Here is a 17,180-nt window from a genome sequence, read left to right as displayed (position 1 = left end):
GAAGAGCAAGGGGGTGGGAACGTACGTACGAATCAATGCGGGAGTGCGGGAGGTGCGCCATGCCGGGATTCACGCATCTGCACACCGCGTCGGGCTTCTCCCTCCGGTACGGCGCCTCGCACCCCGAGCGGCTCGCCGCCCGCGCCGCCGAGCGCGGCATGGACGCGCTCGCCCTGACCGACCGCGACACCCTCGCGGGCACGGTCCGCTTCGCCAAGGCCTGCGCGAAGGAGGGCATCCGCCCCCTGTTCGGCGTGGACCTGGCGTACGAGGCGGCCGGCGTCCCCGGGTCCGCCGACGCCCCCGGACCCGGACCCGCCGCCGACCGCGCGTCCGCCCGCCGGGTGCCCGTCCGGGGCGGGGCCTTCATCGACGAGTCCGCGCCCCGCGCCGTCTTCCTCGCCCGCTCCCGCACCGGCTGGGCCTCCCTCTGCGCGATGGTCACGGCCGCCCACGCCGGCGGAGGGGAGCGGCCCCTGCTGCCCTGGTCCGCCGTGCGCGACGACGACGTGTTCGTCCTGCTCGGCCCCGCGTCCGACGTCGGCCGCGCCCTCGCCGCCGGACGCCCCGACCGGGCCGCCCGGCTGCTCGCCCCCTGGCGCGAACGGTGCGGCGACGCGCTGCGGCTCATGGCCGTCGACCACGGCCGCACCGGCGCGGGCTCCGGCTCCCTCCGGCTCGCCGCCCGTACCGTCGGCTTCGCGGCCGAGCAGGGCGTCCGGCCCGTCATCGGCAACGCCGTCCGCTACGCCGACACCGGCCAGGGCCAGGTCGCCGACGTCCTCGACTCCGCCCGCCGCCTGGTCCCCATCGACCCCCGCAAGGAACTCGACAGCGGCGAGGCGTGGCTCAAGGGCCTCGAAGGACCCGACGGGATGCGGGCCGCCGCCGAGCGGATCGTCGAGGCCGCCGGCTTCCGCAGGGACACCGCCGACCGGCTCCTCGACCGGACCGCGGCGGTCGCCGCCGCCTGCCTGGTCGACCCCGAGGACGACCTCGGCATGGGCTCCGCCCACTTCCCCGAACCGCACCTCGTCGGCGCGGAGCACCGCACCGCCCAGCGCGTCCTCACCTCCCGGGCCGCCGCCGGCATGGTCCTGAAGGGGTACGAGAAGCGGCGCGACTACTGGGACCGGATGCACCGCGAGCTGGACGTCATCGCCCACCACGGCTTCGCCACCTACTTCCTGACGGTCGCCCAGGTCGTCGACGACGTCCGGGGCATGGGCATCCGGGTCGCCGCCCGCGGCTCCGGCGCCGGCTCCCTCGTCAACCACCTCCTCGGCATCGCCCACGCCGACCCGGTCGAGCACGGCCTGCTGATGGAACGCTTCCTCTCCAAGCGCCGCACCGCCCTGCCCGACATCGACGTCGACGTGGAGTCCGCCCGCCGTCTTGAGGTGTACCGGGCGATCATCGACCGTTTCGGCACCGCGCGCGTCGCCACCGTCGCCATGCCCGAGACCTACCGGGTCCGCCACGCGGTACGGGACGTGGGCGCGGCCCTCTCCATGGATCCGGCCGAGATCGACCGGATCGCCAAGGCCTTCCCGCACATCCGCGCCCGGGACGCGCTCGTCGCCCTCGACGAGCTGCCCGAGCTGCGCGCGCTCGCGGGGGAGAAGGGGAAGTACGGGAAGCTCTGGGAGCTGGTCCAGGCGCTCGACGCGCTGCCGCGCGGAACCGCCATGCACCCCTGTGGGGTGCTGCTCTCGGACGCCTCGCTGCTCACCCGTACCCCCGTGGTGCCCACCAGCGGCGAAGGGTTCCCCATGTCCCAGTTCGACAAGGAGGACGCGGAGGACCTCGGGCTGCTCAAGCTGGACGTCCTCGGGGTGCGGATGCAGTCCGCGATGGCCCACGCGGTCGCCGAGGTCGAGCGGGCCACGGGCACCCGGCCGGACATCGACGCGATCCCGGAGGGCGACCCCGAGACGTACCGGCTCATCCGCTCCACCGAGACCCTCGGCTGCTTCCAGATCGAGTCGCCGGGCCAGCGCGACCTGGTCGGCCGGCTCCAGCCCGCCACGTTCCACGACCTCGTCGTCGACATCTCGCTCTTCCGGCCGGGGCCCGTCGCCGCCGACATGGTCCGCCCCTTCGTGGAGGCCCGGCACGGCCGCGCCCCCGCCCGCTACCCGCACCCCGACCTGGAGGAGACGCTGAAGGACACGTACGGCGTGGTCGTCTTCCACGAGCAGATCATCGAGATCGTACGGATCATGACCGGCTGCCGCCGGGACGAGGCCGACCAGGTGCGGCGCGGGCTCTCCGACCCCGAGTCGCAGGGCCGGATCAAGCTCTGGTTCGCCCGGCAGGCCTCGGCGCGCGGATACGCGGACGAGGTCGTCGCCCGGACCTGGGGGATCGTGGAGGCCTTCGGTTCGTACGGCTTCTGCAAGGCGCACGCGGTGGCCTTCGCCGTGCCGACGTACCAGTCGGCCTGGCTCAAGGCGCACCACCCGGCCGCCTTCTACGCCGGGCTGCTCACCCATGACCCCGGCATGTATCCCAAGCGGCTGCTGCTCGCGGACGCGCGGCGGCGCGGGGTGCCGGTGCTGCCGCTCGACGTGAACCGGTCGGCGGTCGCTCATCGTATCGAACTGGTGTCTGATTCACCGGTGCGGTGGGGACTCCGGCTCGGCCTGACCGACGTCCACGGCATCGGAGAGAACGAGAGCGCCCGCATCGAGGCCGGACAGCCCTACGCCTCCCTCCTCGACTTCTGGGAACGGGCCCGCCCCCGCACCCCCGTCGCCGAACGACTCGCCCAGGTCGGCGCTCTCGACGCCTTCGGCGCCAACCGCCGTGACCTCCTCCTCCACCTCACCGAACTCCGGCGCGTCCAGCGGGGAGCCGCCTCCCACGGCGGACAGCTCCCCCTCGCCCAGGGCGGCAGGACCGCCCCCGTCGGCCTGCCCGACCTCGACGAGACGGAACGCCTCAGCGCCGAACTCGGCATCCTCGGCATGGACGCCTCCCGCCATCTCATGGGCGACCACCGCGCCTTCCTCGAAGAGCTCGGCGTCGTCTCCGCCCAGCGCCTCCGCGAGACCCCGCACGGCCGGACCGTCCTCGTCGCGGGCGCCAAGGCCGCCACCCAGACCCCGCCGATCCGCTCCGGCCGGCGGATCATCTTCACCACCCTCGACGACGGCACCGGCCTGGTCGACCTCGCCTTCTTCGACGACGCCCACGAGCGCTGCGCCCACACCGTCTTCCACTCCTGGCTGCTCCTCGTCCGGGGCGTGGTGCAGCGGCGCGGCCCCCGCAGCGTCAGCGTGGTCGGCGCCGCCGCCTGGAACCTCGCCGAACTCGTCGAACTGCGGGCGTCCGGCGGTCTGCACGCGGTGGGGGAGCGTCTCGCCGAACCCGCGCCGTCCGGTGCGGGCGGCGACTCCGGCCGCCGCATCACGATGCCCACCGGGTACGAGATGAACCCCTGGGCCGACCTCAAGCCGGCCGGCGAAGGCGTCACGAGCGGAAGGAAGCTGTGGCACAGCAGCCAGGGGAGCGCGGGATGATCCTCTGCGTACGGTTCCGGCTCGAACCACCGGGGGAAGCCCTCTTCCCCCGACTCATCGACCTCCTGGGCGAGTTCACCCCGACCGTCGAGGCCACCCCACCCGGCGAGGCGCTCGCCGACGTGCGCGGCGCGCTGCGCTACTTCGACCGGACCCCGGCCGAACTCGCCTCCGTGATCCGGGTCAGGGCGCTCGCCCTGTACGGCGTCGACTGCGTCATCGGCGCCGGGCCCAACCCGATGCTGGCCCGGATGGCCGCCCGTGAGGCCCGGCCCGGTGTCACCCTCGTCGTCGACGACCCCGCCGCCTTCCTGCGCGACCGGCCGGTCGTCGCGCTCGACGGCGTCGGCCGGACCACCGCGCGTACCCTCTGCGGCTACGGGCTCGACTCCGCCGGACGCGTCGCGGACGCGCCGCTCCCCGTGCTCCAGCGGCTCATCGGCGCGAAAGCCGGCCGTGAGGTGTGGGAACGGGCCCGGGGCATCGACCGCACCCCCGTCGTCCCGCACGCGGCCTCCCGGTCGGTCGCGGCCGAACGCGCCTTCCCGCGCGACGAGACCGACCGGACGGAACAGCGCAGGGCCCTCCTCTCGCTCGCCGAGGAGCTGGGCACCCGGCTGCGGACCGAGGGGCAGGTGTGCCGCGCGCTCGCCGTCACCGTGCGGTACGCCGACCGGACCACCACCACCCGGAGCCGCACCCTGCCCGAACCCGGCGCCCACTCGGCGGCCCTCGCCACCCTCGCGTACGCCGTCCACGACTCCTTCGGTCTCCAGCGGGCCCGGGTGCGGGGCATCGCCCTGCGTGCCGAGGGGCTGACGGACGCCGAGGGGGTCGCCCACCAGCTGTCCCTGGACCCGACGGACGAGAAGGCCCGGCGGATCGAGGCGGTGGCCGACCGGGCACGGGCGAGATTCGGCCCGCGTGCGATCCTCCCGGGCTCCCTTGCGGCCTAACTGCCCTACACCTACGTCTTTCTGACGGCAGATCACTTTTTACCGACGCGTAACTTCCCAGCCGAGGCTACCCGTGCGTAGCTTGGCTGAAGCGCATCCCCACTTGTGGTCCGGACCGCAGGGCGTCACACCCCACTCTCCCCTTGAGCCGCAAGGAGATCGCCCGATGCTGCCCCGGAGTCCCTGGAAGCACGCCGCCAGAGCGCTGTCCGTCCTGCTCCTCACCGTCGCCGCCACGCTCGCCCCGACCACCGCCGCCTCCGCCCAGGCCGAGACCGCCACCACCAGCAGGGGCTGGAACGACTTCTCCTGCAAGCCCTCCGCCGCCCACCCGCGCCCCGTCGTCCTCGTCCACGGCACCTTCGGGAACTCCGTCGACAACTGGCTCGTCCTCGCGCCGTACCTGGTCAACCGCGGGTACTGCGTCTTCTCCCTGGACTACGGCCGACTGCCGAACGTGCCGTTCTTCCACGGGCTCGGCCCCATCGCCACGTCCGCGGGACAGCTCGACAGCTACGTCGACCGGGTCCTCGCCGCCACCGGCGCCCCCGAGGTCGACCTCGTCGGACACTCCCAGGGCGGCATGATGCCCCGCTGGTACCTCAAGTTCCTCGGCGGGGCCGACGAGGTGAACGCGCTCGTCGGGATCGCCCCCGACAACCACGGCACCACCCTCCTCGGCCTCACCAGATTGCTCCCGCACTTCCCCGGCGCCGAGGACCTGATCAGCGCCACCACCCCGGCCCTCGCCGACCAGATCGCCGGCTCGCCCTTCCTCACCGCGCTCAACGAGGGCGGCGACACCGTCCCCGGGGTCCGTTACCACGTCATCGCGACCCGCTACGACGAGGTCGTCACCCCGTACCGCTCCCAGTTCCTGTCCGGCCCGAACGTCACCAACGTCCTCATCCAGGACAAGTGCGCGCTCGATCTGTCCGAGCACGTGGCGATCGGCACGGTGGACCGGGTCACCTTCCACGAGGTAGCCAACGCCCTCGACCCGGCCCGCGCCACCCCGACCACCTGCCTCTCGGTGGTCGGCTGACCGTGACGGTGCGGCCGGGACCCCCGCGAGGGGCCCGGCCGCACCGTCACGGCACGTCCCGGCAGTTGTGTCACCCCATCGGCTCCATAAGACCGCCCACTGATGGCGCAGCGTCATCGGATGGGGGCTAATCGGTGTCAAGCGTGCGTTTCTGGCGCATCACGAGACAGCCTCAGTGAACGCCTGCGGAATGTTCACGAACGGAGCCTGTGACATGACCACCGACCTTCCCCCCGCCCACCCGGCGGAAGACGAGATAGAACCGACCGCAGGGCCCACCCGCGGCCCGACCCTCCACTCGGCTGTCTCCCCGACCCCGACCCCGACCCCGACCCCGACCCCTACCCCGACTCCGCCCCCCACCCTGACTCCCACTCCGCCCCCCGCCTCCACGCTCTTCCCGCCACCCCTCCCCACCCGGCCGGCCCTGCCCCCGGCCGTCCCGGTCGTGACGGTGGTCCCGGTCAGGGAGTCGAAGGGCGAGGACGAGCCGGTGACCCCGGTCAAGGAGCCCCAGAGCAGGGACGAGACCGGTGACGAGGCCGTTCACACGCTCCTGCGGACCGCGGCGACCGAGCGCCCCGTGGCGGAGGTCGCGGCACTGGTCGCCCGGCTCCAGGAGACCGGCGAACTGTCCAGCCCCGCCGACGTGGCACTCCGCGCGGCCGCCGTCACCCGCCCCCTGGACGAGGTACGGCAGCTGCTCGCCCTCCTGAACGCCTCGGGGTACGACCTCCACCAGGCCGAGACCACGCTCCGCGCCGCGGCGGTCGGCCGGCCGATCGAGGACGTGGTGCGTCTCGTCGGCATCCTCGGGACCGACAGCAGCGACTGGCAGCCCGCAGAGCGGAAGGCCGGGCCGGGCCAGGACGGCGACACCGGTGGAGACGCCGGCCCCAAGCGGGGCAAGGGCGCCGCCGACCGGCCGAGGGCGACCCTCGACGGCGGGCTGGCCACGGGGCCCGGCAGCCACAGCACCTCCCCGGCGCTGCGGTCCGCGCTGCGCTGGCCGACGGCGGTCGCGCTGTTCGTCTGCGGCCTCCTCCACGTGCCGACGGACCTCGCGGGTCTGCGCTCCGGCGGCGGCGACGCGGAGACCGTGTCCGTGGTCGTCACCGTGCTCTGCCTGGTGGGCGCGGTGTGGCTCGCCGCCCGGGACACCCTGCTCGTCTGGGCCGCCGTCGCGGGGCTCGCCATCGTCGTCATCGCGCTCCACGGAGTCGCGAGCGCCCGCACCGTCGACCTGCTGAGCAGCAGTCTCGGCACCACCTTCGCCTGGGCGAAGGCCCTGGCGCTGCTGAGCGCCGTGGCCGTGGTCCTCCTGACCGGCGCGGCGGTGGTCCGTCATACGAGGATGGCAGGCGCGGCGGACAGTACCTGAGGCCCACCGCAGGCACCTCCGCCCGGGCAGCCTCGTGCCGCCCGGGCGGACGCGCGCCCGCTCCGGACGCGCGTCGGACCGGCAGGTCCTCAGGCCCGGCGACGGTGGGTCGTCCCGAAGAGGACGGCCGCGCCCACGGCGAGCACGGCGGCGCCGCCGATCGCGAGATACGGGGTGGCGGCGTCGCCACCGGTCTCGGCCAACCGCTCACCGGAGCCCGAACCGGCGGCGGGGGCGGGCCCGTCGGGCTCCTGCGCCGGCGCCTCCGTGGACTCCTGCGCCGCCCCGCCCGTGGACCCCTCCGTGGATCCCTGCGCCGATCCCTGCGCGGGAGCCGTCGTGGCCGAGCCGCCCGCGGCCGGTGCCGCCGCCGTCTCCTCCGCGCCCGTAGCGGGGTCGGCGTCCCCGTGCCCGCCGTGCTCGACCGAGGACTCGTCCTGGCCCGCCTCGATCTGCTCGTCACTCGGCGCGGAGGCGGTCGGCGCCGGGGCCGTACCCCCGTTGTCCTGCCCGAACACGACGTCCGAGCAGGTGTAGAACGCCTCGGGGGAGTCGGAGCGCTGCCAGATCGAGTAGATCAGGTGCCGGCCGGACCTGTTCGGCACCGTGCCCTCGAAGACGTAGTCGCCGCTCTCCATCCGCGGGTTCGTCACCGTCGCGAACGGCCGCTCCTCCAGGTCCGACCACGTCAGCGGCTTCGACGGGTCGTACCCGTCCTTCGTCACGTACAGCTCGAACGAGCCCCGGTGCGGCGCGGTGCCCTTGTAACGGAAGCTGTGCGCACCGGACTTCATGCCGCTCGCCGGCCAGTCGGCCCGCGCCAGGTCGAGCCCCCGGTACTTGTCGTTGCCCGCGCTGCACAGCTTGCCGTCCGGGATCAGCTCCCGGTGCTTCCCGGCGGCGTTCGCGATGTTCACCGCGTTCCAGTCGTAGAACGCCTGCGCCCCGCTCGCCGCCACCGCCGCCTTGCACGCCTCCGACCTCGGGGACTCGGGCCCTTCCGCGTAACAGGCCGAGACCCGGCTCACCGGATCGGTCATCGACCCGTGCGCGGACGCGGGGCCGGCGGCGAGCCCGGACAGGGCCAGTACGGTGCCGGCGGTGACGGCTGCGGCGGTGCGGCGAGAGGTCATGGGGGGACAGCTCCTTCACGAGGGTGGGGCGTGGGGGGTTGCCCAGCAAGCTAGCCGCCGCCGACCGCGAAAAAGCCGGTGGAGAAGGCAGGAGGACGATTCTTAGGACCGCATTAAGGCGGAGCAAAGAGCCGCCTCAGGAACGCCGGGGAACTCGGCTTGGCCGAGGTGCGGCGTCGTGGAGCGCCGCGCGGGCGGACCGTACGATCGTATGCACCGCCGAAAGCTCCTCAACTCGCCGCCGATGGGGTGAGTTTCGGACAGGCGGCGGCCGGATCGGGTATCCCTGGCGGGCAGCACCATCCCCCCACCCCGAAAGGACCCCGCTCATGCGCGTCCGACTCGCCCTCGCCACAGGCGTCCTGCTGGCCTCCGCCGCCGCCTCCCTCGCCCACGCCGAAGGCACCGACGACGTCTCCGTCCACGGCTACGGAACCGTCGGCGGCGACAGCACGGTGACCCTCTCCGGCAGCTACCGCTGCCTCGACGACACCGCCGGCCCCGTCTTCGTCGGCTCCACCCTCTTCCAGGGCGACAGCTCCGCCGGCATCGGCGGCACCCGGGCCGTCTGTGACGGGCACCTCCACGAGTGGATCCACACCGCCGTCGTGAAGGACCCCGCCTACCGGCCCGGCGCGGCCCGGGTACAGGCCACCCTCATGCAGCTGACGACCGGCAAGGCGGGCCTCCCCGCACCCGACTTCCTCGCCGTCACGACATCGGCCGTCGAACTGCGGTGATGCGCCAGGGGTGACTAGGACCTCTCGTGCGGATCCGGCCGGGCCGATCCGAACGAAGACCTCCGGCCCAGCAGCTCGACCAGGCCCTCGCGGCCGAGCACCTCCAGCTCGTCCAGGGCGACGACGGCACGCGCCGCCGCCTCCGGGTCGGAGGCGGCGAGCCCGCTCGCCGCGAACTCGTCCTCGTCGAGCCGCAGCACCTCGCTGCCGTCCGCCGACACCCACAGGTCCAGGTCCAGGTCCTCCACCACCACCCCGGAACCGTCGATCACGGCCGGCCGGGTGATGTCGCAGTACCAGCCCTTGAGGACCCCGTCGGCGGACCACACCTCCTTGACGGTGAACCAGCGGTCCCGCCAGTAGTGCTCCACGAAGACATCGCCCGGCTCGAACCGCACGAACCCGAAGTCCCGTACGCCCTCCGCCGCCCACGGAGCACGCACCGAGAGCCGGCCCCCGTCCTCCGCGAGCACCTCCGCCGGATAGCGGATCTTCGTCCGGCCCGCCTTCGTCAGGGTGACCTCAACCGATCGTCCGGACATGCCGTACCTCCGTCGCCCTGATCTCGTACCCGAACCACTTGTTGATCGCCAGCATCGGCCCGTTGTCGGCGTCGTTCCCTGTGAACGCCTCCGTGCAGCCGGCGGCGCGGGCCCGGTGCAGCGAGGCGTTCTTCGCGAGCTTGGCGAACCCCCGCCCGCGAAACGCCGGGGCCGTACCGGTCATCCCCGTGGCGTACCGGCCGAGACCGTCCGTCTGGCCCGCGCTGAACGCCGCCGGCACGCCGTCCACCACCGCGACCGTCGTCAGCGCCCTGTCGAAGAGAGGATGCTCCCAGGTGGTCGCCCGCCAGTGCGCGTAGTCGTCGAGCCGCGTCCCCACATCGCCCGGTTCGTCGGCCGTCGTCACCGCGTCCAGCTCGAACAGCGGCCGCGGATCGGCCGCGAAGGCCTCGGCGGTGAGCAGCTCGACACCGGCCGGCGGCGCCTGGAGCGGCGGCAGCTCGACCCTGGCCAGGTCGAGGCGCAGGAAGTGCGCGGAACGGCTCGGCGCGTAGCCGCGCCGCACGGCCCACGCGCGGTGCGCCGGCTCGTCCAGGACCCAGCTGTACAGGGTGAGCGCGCCCCGCTCGGCCAGGTGCTCCTCGGCGGCCCGCAGCAGCAGCGTCCCCGCGCCGCGCCCGAGGTGCGCCGGGTCCACGTACACGTTGACGAAGCCGATGCCCGGCTCGGCCGCCTCGTGGGCGATCCCCACCTGCGCGGTGCCGACGATCCCGCCGTCTTCGGTCACCGCGACCAGCGGACGGTAGTGGCTGTCGGGGTGGGCGCGCGCCCAGTCGAACACGAGCTGCTCGGCGGTCGCGAGCATGAAGGGGAGCGCGGCCCGCCGGACCCGGGCGAAACCCTCGGCGTCCTCGGCCCGCACATCACGCACGATCGTTGTCATGGGGTCGCACGCTACGGGTCGGGGGCTCACCGCCGCCTCCCCTTTTCCGGTGGGGTGGGGGCAGAATCGGCGGCGTGACACTCACCATCGTCGTGGACCACGAATCCACCACCGCTCCCTACGAACAACTGCGTGCCCAGATCTCGGAACGGGCCCGGTCGGGCCGGCTGCCGGTCGGATACAAGCTGCCGACGGTACGAGGGCTCGCGGAGCAGCTGGGCCTCGCCGCCAACACGGTCGCCAAGGCGTACAAGGCGCTCGAGGCGGACGGGGTCATCGAGACACGCGGTCGCCACGGGACCTTCGTCGCCGCGGCGGGCGACGCCGCGACCCGCCTGGCCGCCACCGCCGCCGCCCGGTACGCCGAGGAGGCGCGCCGCCTCGGCCTCAGCCGCGAGGCGGCGGAGGCGGCGCTGAGCGAGGCCCTCCGGGCCGCGTACGACAGCTGACACCGAGACGAAGGACCTACAGGTACAGGCCCGCCCCCGCGTTGCGGGGTTCCGGGAGCTCCGCCGGGGGCGTGCCGCGGCGCAGGGCGAACAGCTCCGCGAGCGTCGCGCCCTCGCGCGGCACGTCCTCCTCGCGCCCGAGCCAGGCCACCGACTCCGCGCGGGTCAGCGGCCCCACCTCGATCCGGGCCAGGACGACCCCTCCGGGCGACGGCCCGCGGTACGTCAGATCCAGTGGCCCCGCACGGCGCCACGGGCGCGCCGCGCCAGCGCGTACCCCTTCGTCATGGCCCGGTCGGCCGCGAAGTTCCGGGCGATCGCCCGGCCCTCGACGAGCCGGGTGAACTCCGCGACGTCCGTCGACCTGCGCACGGTGACCCGCTCCAGCGCGTACGGCCCCTGCCGGCGCCGTGCCAGGGCGTTGCCGACGGCGAGCGCCTGCGTGAAACCCGCCTCCCGGACCGTACGGCGGACCCGGCGGCTGGAGTAGCCGTACGGGTAGGCGAACGACACCGGAGCGGAACCGAGTTCCTCGGCGACGATCTCCCGGCAGCGCAGCGTCTCGAACCGGAGCCGCCGCGCGTCGAGCTGGTCCAGCTGCGGGTGGGTGTGGCTGTGTCCGCCGATCTCCGTTCCCGCGTCGGCGAGTTCCCGCACCTGCGCCCAGTCGAGCATGGCGTCGAGCGCGCCCCCGGTCGTGTGCCTGCCGGGCAGCCAGCCGGTGGAGACGAAGACGGTGCTCACGAAGGAGTGCTCGGCGAGCACCGGCAATGCGTACCGGTGCACGCCCTCGTACCCGTCGTCGAACGTGACGAGCAGCGGCCGGGCGGGCAGCGGACCGCCGGTGCGCCAGGCGGTGGCGAGCCCGGCGGTGGTCAGCGGGGTGAACCCCCGCTCGGCGACCACCTCCATCTGCGCCGCGAACGCCTCGGGGGTGACGGAGAGCCCCAGGGTCGCGGGAGCGGGGTCCGGGTCGACGGCGTGGTACATGAGGACCGGCACGGCGGCGGTGTCGTTCACGAGGTCCGGCCTGGTGGCGGATCCGCTCACGGCGACCGGCACGGCGGCGGATTCGTTCCCGATGTGCGGCACGGCGGTGGGGTCGTTCACGAGGCCGCTCCTTCGGATGCGCCGGCCTCGGCGCGTGCGGCGCCGGGAGCCCCGGTCCCCTCGATCGGTCCCCACGAGAAGGTCGTCCCGCCCCTGCGCGCGCGGAGGGAGCCGAGGGCGTAGCCCCCGGCCGCCACGGCCACGCCCGTCACGATCGCGCAGGCCCGGCCCGCGCCGCCGGAGCGGCCGTACAGCGCGTCACGCAGTCCGCGCAGGACCCCGGAGGGCAACACCCGCGTCGTGTAACGGCGCTCGGACTCCAGGCCCTTCTGCGCACCGACGCTCCGCGCGACGAGTGCCTTGGAGAGCCCCTCGGCGTAGACCCGGGTACGGAAGTAGGCGAAGCGTTCGCGGACGGCCGGCACCTTGTGGTGGATGACGGCCCGGTCGTCGATGAGGAGGATCGCCCCGGGCAGGGCCTTGGCGAGCCGGATGCACAGCTCGGTCTCCTCGCCCCCGAGGGGCCTGCGGTCGCCGTCGCGGCCGATACCGGTGGCGAAACCGCCCGACGCGTCGAAGGCGGTGCGGCGGAAGGAGGCGTTGCCGCCGAGCACGTTGCGCACGGGGACCCGGCCCGGGGGCAGGCCCCGGTACGTACAGCCGACGACCCAGTCGAACTCCTCCGGGAACCAGGCCGGGCGGTGGCCGGACGCCCAGGCGGGCAGGGTCCGGCCGCCGACGGCCATGACGCGCGGGTCGTCGTAGGCGGCGGCGAAGTGGTGGAGCCAGTCCCGCTCGGCGACCGCGTCGTCGTCGAGAAAGGCCACGAACTCGCCCCTGGCGGCGGCGATTCCGGTGTTGCGGCCCGCGGAGAGGCCGCGGGGGCCCGCGTTGGCGAGCACCCGCACTTCCTCGTGGAGCCGCTGGTCCGCGTACTCCTCGGTCAGCCGGGAGAGGAGCCGCTCGTTGTGGTCGACCACGAGCAGCGTCTCCAGCGCCGGCTGCGACTGCTTCCGTACGGAGTCGACGGCGGCGAGGATGTCCTCCCACCGCTCCTCCGTGTAGACGCAGATCACCACCGAGAAGCCGTGCGGGGACGTGCGGTCGCTCAAGACACCTCTCCACGGGGGATGTTGACCGAGAAGGGGGCGGGCCTGCGGCGGGCCGCCTTGGCGAGGGACTTCTCCTTGAGGATGACCTTCAGGACGCGGATCCCGTCGCGCACGGCGTTGAGGTTGCTGACGCCGTGAATGCGGTTGTATTCGTGACTCGGCACCTCCTGCACCTTGAGACCGGCCTTGACGACCCGGATGTTGATCAGGGTCTCGATCTCGAATCCGGTGCAGTCGAGGGTGATCTTGTCGAGGCAGTGGCGCCAGAAGGCGTTGTAGCCGTAGCAGAGGTCGGTGTACCGGGCGCCGAACTTGCGGTTGACGAGGCTGCAGAGGGCCCAGTTGCCGAGTCTGCGAATGGTCGTCATGTCGTCCGTGCCGCCGCCGTTGGCGAAACGGGAACCCTTGGCGAAGTCGGCGCCGCCGACGAGGGCGGAGACATAGGAGACGATCTCCTGGCCGTCGGCCGAGCCGTCCGCGTCGACCATCACGATGATGTCGCCGGTGCAGGCTGCGAAACCGCTGATCAGGGCGTCGCCCTTGCCCTTGCCGACCTGCTTGACGACTTTGACGTCCGGCCAGAGTTCACGGGCGACATCGACCGTTCTGTCGGTGGAGTTTCCGTCGACGAGGACGACCTCGTGTATCCATTCCGGCAGCGTCTTGAAGACGTACGGAAGATTTTCGGCTTCGTTCATCGCGGGAATGACCACACTCACCGGCGGAGTGATCGCCAAATGTGAGGTGATGGCCCGGTACTCGGCGGCTATTCGACGCGGCTCGGTCAATTCGTGGCCCGTGATGGATGGGCGCAGGAACGAGCTCATGGCTCTGGTCTCCCTCTCGTCCGGTGGGCCGCCCACCCCTTGGGCGGTCCGATGGTGTGTCCGGTTCGAAAGGGGGGTTCTCACCTCGCCCGCACAGAAACGATCTCTGTACGAGATCGGTGAGTTGGCATGTCTGGCCGCGCGGTACCCGCGACTCGGCGCACGTTCGAACACCGAGCACGGCACCCCCCTACCGCGCCCCACTCCGGATCCGTCGCGACGCTAGAGCCCTCCCCTGAGCCGCTGTGCTTGATGGACCGGTGCGGGTGAGATGTACGACGGTATTGATGAATGGGACTGTATGGCAAGTCCCGGATCTGCGGCCCGCTTTTCCGCAGTTTGGCGAAGCTTCGCCGGTCAGAAGCGCCACCGTCCCGATCGGATTCGATCAATCCAAGGGGAAGCAGGGAATCCTGAGACAGGATCACACTTTTGTGCATTGCTGTGTGAACGTGTCGCGGTCACGTTCGATCACGTGTGTTCGCTCGGTGGGACCGGAGGCTCCGGTTCCACCCTGGCTGAATCCCGACGGTCGCTGACGGAGGATCGGATGATGTTCACCCCCAGTTTTGACATGAACACTTCCGGCGCGGCGGATCCGATGCTACTACCTGGTAGCGCAGAGATCCTGCTACAGGGAGGTTCCATGAGACTGTCCCGATTCACCGCCCTTTCGTCCTCTCTCCTCCTCGGCGCCGTACTCGCTCTCACCGGCGCGGGAGCGGCCCAGGCGGCCGAGACCGCCGCACTCGACTACGTGGCGCTCGGGGACTCGTACTCCTCCGGCGTGGGCGCCGGGAGCTATGACGGCGCGAGCGGCGACTGCAAGCGCTCCACGAAGGCCTATCCGGTGCTGTGGAAGAACGCGAACGCCCCGTCCTCCTTCGCGTTCACCGCCTGCTCGGGTGCCCGAACGGGTGATGTGACCGCCAATCAGCTCGGACCCCTCTCCGCCGCCACGGACCTGGTCTCCGTCACGATCGGGGGAAATGACGCCGGTTTCGCCGACGTCATGACGACCTGTGTGCTGCAGTCCGAAGCCACCTGCATCAACCGCGTGAATCAGGCCAAGAGCTACGTGGACTCCACCCTCCCCGGCAAGCTCGACTCCGTCTACACGGCCATCAGGAACAAGGCCCCCGCCGCCCGCGTCGTCGTCCTCGGCTACCCGCGCTTCTACCAGATCGGCGGCAACTGCATCGCCGGCCTGAGCGAGAACGAGCGCCGGGCCATCAACGGAGCCTCCGACCATCTCAACGCCGCACTCGCCAAGCGGGCCGCCGACCACGGCTACTCGTTCTCCAGCGTCGTCTCCGCCTTCACCGGGCACGAGATCTGCTCCGGCTCCGCCTGGCTGCACAGCGTCAACTGGGTCAACATCGGGGAGTCCTACCACCCGACCGCGGCCGGCCAGTCCGGCGGTTACCTGCCCAGTTTCAGGAACGCGGTGTAACCCGGCCGCCCACCGCGCCGTCCGTGGCGCCGGGACCGGTCGGAGCGGTGCTCGTGACACCGCCGGGACCGGGCCCGGTGCCTCCTCCGTCGTCCCGTACGGCGTGATACGTCAGCGCTCCCGCGATCAGCAGGGCGCCGACCGCCCCCGCGAGGATGACGTGGCGCCGCCGGGTCGCCGCCGTGGGCTGGGGTGGACGTACCCCGGAGGGCGTTGCCGTGCGGTGCGGCAGGTGGGTCCCGCGCGGCGGTGAGGCGGAACGCCCCGCCCGGCTCCGCCCGTCGCCGCCCTCCTCGTCCTTTCCCCTCACCCTTCCCTCCCCGCCTCCGCCGCCCGGCTCACCGCCCGCCGGCACGGAAAGCCCCGCCGGCGGGAGTCGCCTCCCGCTCGCGGCCGACCGCCGCAGCTCCTCCTCGGCCCGCGTCACCGTCAGGGGGTGGGCGGGGTCCGGGTGGCAAAGGCCCTCGATCAGGGTGCGGAGCGCCCCGGTCGGATCGTCCGCCGACGGCAGCGCCGAAGCCGCCGCGTGGAGGAGCGCCCCCAGGGACCTCAGCTCCGCCTCCTGCCCCGGGTCGTCCCCCGGCGCCGCACCGAAGCCGGTCACCAGGACGCGCCCGTCGTTCGCGAGCAGGACGTGTCTCGGCTCCACACCCCGGTGGGGGGCGCCCGCCTCCCGTGCCGCCCGCAGCGCGGAGAGGACCTCGGCGCCGACGCGCGCGGCCTCGCGCGGGGGGAGCGGACCGGCGGCCTCCAGCGTCTCGGCGAGGGTGAGGCCGCGGACGATTTCCGTCACGACCCAGGGTCGGCCGTCCTCGGTGACCACTCCGAGGACCCGTACGACAGCGGGATGGGAGATCCGGGCGGCCGCCCGCGCCTCGCGCTCGCGTCGCGCGTGCAGGAGGGGCACCTCGTCGGCCCCGAGCCCCGCCGGGGCCCGGGACTCCTTGAGGGCCACCTCGTGGCGCTCCTTCTCGTCCAGGGCACGCCAGACGGTGCCCGACGCCCTCTCGGCGAGGACGTCCAGAAGCCGGTAACGACCCGCGATCACCGTCATGGATCCACGGTAACCGAGGGGTGTCGTCCCGGCCCCGGTCCGTCACCGGAACCGGTGTGACGATCTTGGTGGCGGAGATCACACCGGTCCGGATGCCGACGGGGAGCGGTCCGGAGTGCAGGATGGTTCGTGACGGTTCGGCAGGTGTTCGAGTGCTGTCCAACTCGCCCTGGAATCGGATGTATTCGCACAGTGATCGTCAACCCTCGTACGAGTGCCGTGGTGACAGTCGGCGGGATTCACGGGTGTGAGAGTGGGGCGATAGGGTTAACCTGCCCTGGGTCGGGTGCCCTTGTACGGGTGGGGAGTGACATGGAACAGATAGCAATGCGCAGCAGGCCGCGAGTGCCTGCCATCACCTGCGGGAGCGGCGCGACGAGTTCGCGGCTCGACCGTCATCTCGCGGTGCTCGGCGGTCCCGCCGTGCCCCAGCGCGAGGCGGCCGAGGCGACGCTGCTGATGCGGGAGCTGACGACGCGTACGCACGAGGCGCCGGTGCACGGTCACCGCAGCCGCAGTGCGCGGGTCTCGCTCTTCGCCCCGCTCCGCCGACTGCGCCGCTCCCTCTTCGGGACGCGCCGCTAGGAGTCGGGTGCCGGGCCGCGCACCCCGAGGTCCCGCCCGCTGCCGCCCGGTCGCCCGTACGACTCCGACTGCGCCACCGCCGGACGTGTCCCCACCCGTCCGGCGCTCAGTCGTACCCGGAGGCGGGTACGACAGGCCCGACTGCCGATCCGAAAGCCCGGACGACCGGGCCGACGGGCCCGCCGGGCCGGCCTCACGGTCAGGACTGGCGGGGCTCGTAGTTGCGGTGGCCGGCCTGGCGGCCACGACGGCACGGCCTGTAGTCGCGGTGTCCGGCGGCACGCCCAGGACGGCTGGTCCGTAGCCATGGTGGCCGGCCTCATGGCCAGGACGGCACGGCCTGTAGTCGCGGTGTCCGGCGGCACGCCCAGGACGGCTGGTCCGTAGCCATGGTGGCCGGCCTCATGGCCAGGACGGCACGGCCG

The 17,180-nt window shown here is 72.8% G+C and carries 15 protein-coding genes and 1 pseudogene; 8 read left to right on the top strand and 8 right to left on the bottom strand.

What is annotated here, in order from left to right; all coding sequences use genetic code 11:
* Window positions 1-59: 59 nt before the first annotated feature.
* The 4 genes from ABZ567_RS26105 to ABZ567_RS26090 all read left to right on the top strand — a co-directional run bounded on the left by ABZ567_RS26105 (window position 60) and on the right by ABZ567_RS26090 (window position 6,906).
* A complete protein-coding gene (locus tag ABZ567_RS26105; RefSeq protein ID WP_360794020.1) occupies window positions 60-3,524 on the top strand; it encodes a DNA polymerase III subunit alpha in 3,465 nt (1,154 codons plus the stop codon).
* On the top strand, window positions 3,521-4,480 hold the full coding sequence (locus tag ABZ567_RS26100; protein WP_360794110.1) for a hypothetical protein: 960 nt from the start codon (window positions 3,521-3,523) through the stop codon (window positions 4,478-4,480). Before ABZ567_RS26105 ends, ABZ567_RS26100 begins: the two co-directional genes overlap by 4 nt.
* Window positions 4,481-4,646: 166 nt before the next feature.
* A complete protein-coding gene (locus ABZ567_RS26095) occupies window positions 4,647-5,525 on the top strand; it encodes an alpha/beta fold hydrolase (RefSeq protein ID WP_360794018.1) in 879 nt (292 codons plus the stop codon).
* A gap of 214 nt (window positions 5,526-5,739) precedes the next feature.
* Window positions 5,740-6,906, top strand: coding sequence for a hypothetical protein (locus tag ABZ567_RS26090; protein ID WP_360794016.1), 1,167 nt, complete (start codon window positions 5,740-5,742; stop codon window positions 6,904-6,906).
* 89 nt (window positions 6,907-6,995) lie between these two features.
* Here the strand turns inward: ABZ567_RS26090 and ABZ567_RS26085 are convergent, their stop codons facing one another.
* Window positions 6,996-8,039 carry a lytic polysaccharide monooxygenase gene (locus ABZ567_RS26085; RefSeq protein ID WP_360794014.1) on the bottom strand — a complete coding sequence of 348 codons (1,044 nt, stop codon included), beginning with the start codon at window positions 8,037-8,039 and terminating at the stop codon, window positions 6,996-6,998.
* Window positions 8,040-8,368: 329 nt separating this feature from the next.
* Here ABZ567_RS26085 and ABZ567_RS26080 point away from each other — a divergent pair, with 329 nt between their 5' ends.
* Complete coding sequence (locus ABZ567_RS26080; RefSeq protein WP_360794012.1) at window positions 8,369-8,779, top strand: DUF6299 family protein; 411 nt, start codon at window positions 8,369-8,371, stop codon at window positions 8,777-8,779.
* Window positions 8,780-8,793: 14 nt separating this feature from the next.
* On the opposite strand, the gene ABZ567_RS26075 is transcribed toward ABZ567_RS26080, so the two are convergent.
* Both ABZ567_RS26075 and ABZ567_RS26070 read right to left on the bottom strand, forming a co-directional pair.
* Window positions 8,794-9,321: a DUF402 domain-containing protein gene (locus ABZ567_RS26075; RefSeq protein ID WP_360794010.1), complete on the bottom strand. Its 528-nt coding sequence runs from the start codon at window positions 9,319-9,321 to the stop codon at window positions 8,794-8,796.
* A complete protein-coding gene (locus ABZ567_RS26070; protein ID WP_360794008.1) occupies window positions 9,302-10,225 on the bottom strand; it encodes a GNAT family N-acetyltransferase in 924 nt (307 codons plus the stop codon). The genes ABZ567_RS26075 and ABZ567_RS26070 overlap by 20 nt, the downstream gene beginning before the upstream one ends.
* Before the next feature lie 74 nt (window positions 10,226-10,299).
* Between ABZ567_RS26070 and ABZ567_RS26065 the strand changes: the two genes are divergently transcribed.
* Window positions 10,300-10,674, top strand: a complete 375-nt coding sequence (locus ABZ567_RS26065; RefSeq protein WP_360794006.1) for a GntR family transcriptional regulator — start codon at window positions 10,300-10,302, stop codon at window positions 10,672-10,674.
* A 16-nt stretch (window positions 10,675-10,690) separates the two neighbouring features.
* On the opposite strand, the pseudogene ABZ567_RS26060 reads toward ABZ567_RS26065, so the two are convergent.
* The 4 genes and pseudogenes from ABZ567_RS26060 to ABZ567_RS26045 all read right to left on the bottom strand — a co-directional run.
* Window positions 10,691-10,867, bottom strand: a pseudogene (locus ABZ567_RS26060) (ATP-binding protein); the annotation flags it as partial.
* 32 nt (window positions 10,868-10,899) lie between these two features.
* Window positions 10,900-11,664 carry a polysaccharide deacetylase family protein gene (locus tag ABZ567_RS26055; protein ID WP_360794108.1) on the bottom strand — a complete coding sequence of 255 codons (765 nt, stop codon included), beginning with the start codon at window positions 11,662-11,664 and terminating at the stop codon, window positions 10,900-10,902.
* 116 nt (window positions 11,665-11,780) lie between these two features.
* Window positions 11,781-12,836 (bottom strand): glycosyltransferase family 2 protein, encoded by a 1,056-nt coding sequence (locus ABZ567_RS26050; RefSeq protein WP_360794004.1) that lies wholly within the window; start codon window positions 12,834-12,836, stop codon window positions 11,781-11,783.
* Window positions 12,833-13,663 carry a glycosyltransferase family 2 protein gene (locus tag ABZ567_RS26045; protein WP_360794002.1) on the bottom strand — a complete coding sequence of 277 codons (831 nt, stop codon included), beginning with the start codon at window positions 13,661-13,663 and terminating at the stop codon, window positions 12,833-12,835. Before ABZ567_RS26045 ends, ABZ567_RS26050 begins: the two co-directional genes overlap by 4 nt.
* A gap of 646 nt (window positions 13,664-14,309) precedes the next feature.
* Between ABZ567_RS26045 and ABZ567_RS26040 the strand changes: the two genes are divergently transcribed.
* Window positions 14,310-15,116 carry an SGNH/GDSL hydrolase family protein gene (locus tag ABZ567_RS26040; protein WP_360794000.1) on the top strand — a complete coding sequence of 269 codons (807 nt, stop codon included), beginning with the start codon at window positions 14,310-14,312 and terminating at the stop codon, window positions 15,114-15,116.
* Here ABZ567_RS26040 and ABZ567_RS26035 read toward each other — a convergent pair.
* A complete protein-coding gene (locus ABZ567_RS26035) occupies window positions 15,100-16,170 on the bottom strand; it encodes a protein kinase (RefSeq protein ID WP_360793998.1) in 1,071 nt (356 codons plus the stop codon). The two genes, ABZ567_RS26040 and ABZ567_RS26035, sit on opposite strands and share 17 nt — an antisense overlap.
* Before the next feature lie 312 nt (window positions 16,171-16,482).
* Here ABZ567_RS26035 and ABZ567_RS26030 point away from each other — a divergent pair, with 312 nt between their 5' ends.
* Complete coding sequence (locus ABZ567_RS26030) at window positions 16,483-16,755, top strand: hypothetical protein (protein ID WP_360793996.1); 273 nt, start codon at window positions 16,483-16,485, stop codon at window positions 16,753-16,755.
* The last annotated feature ends 425 nt before the right edge of the window (window positions 16,756-17,180 follow it).

Origin of the sequence: Streptomyces sp. NPDC016459 (genome assembly GCF_040632845.1) — a bacterium.
Lineage (GTDB): Bacteria > Actinomycetota > Actinomycetes > Streptomycetales > Streptomycetaceae > Streptomyces.
The sequence above is the reverse complement of the archived record's forward strand: the minus strand, read 5'-3'. Positions and strand labels throughout refer to the sequence as shown.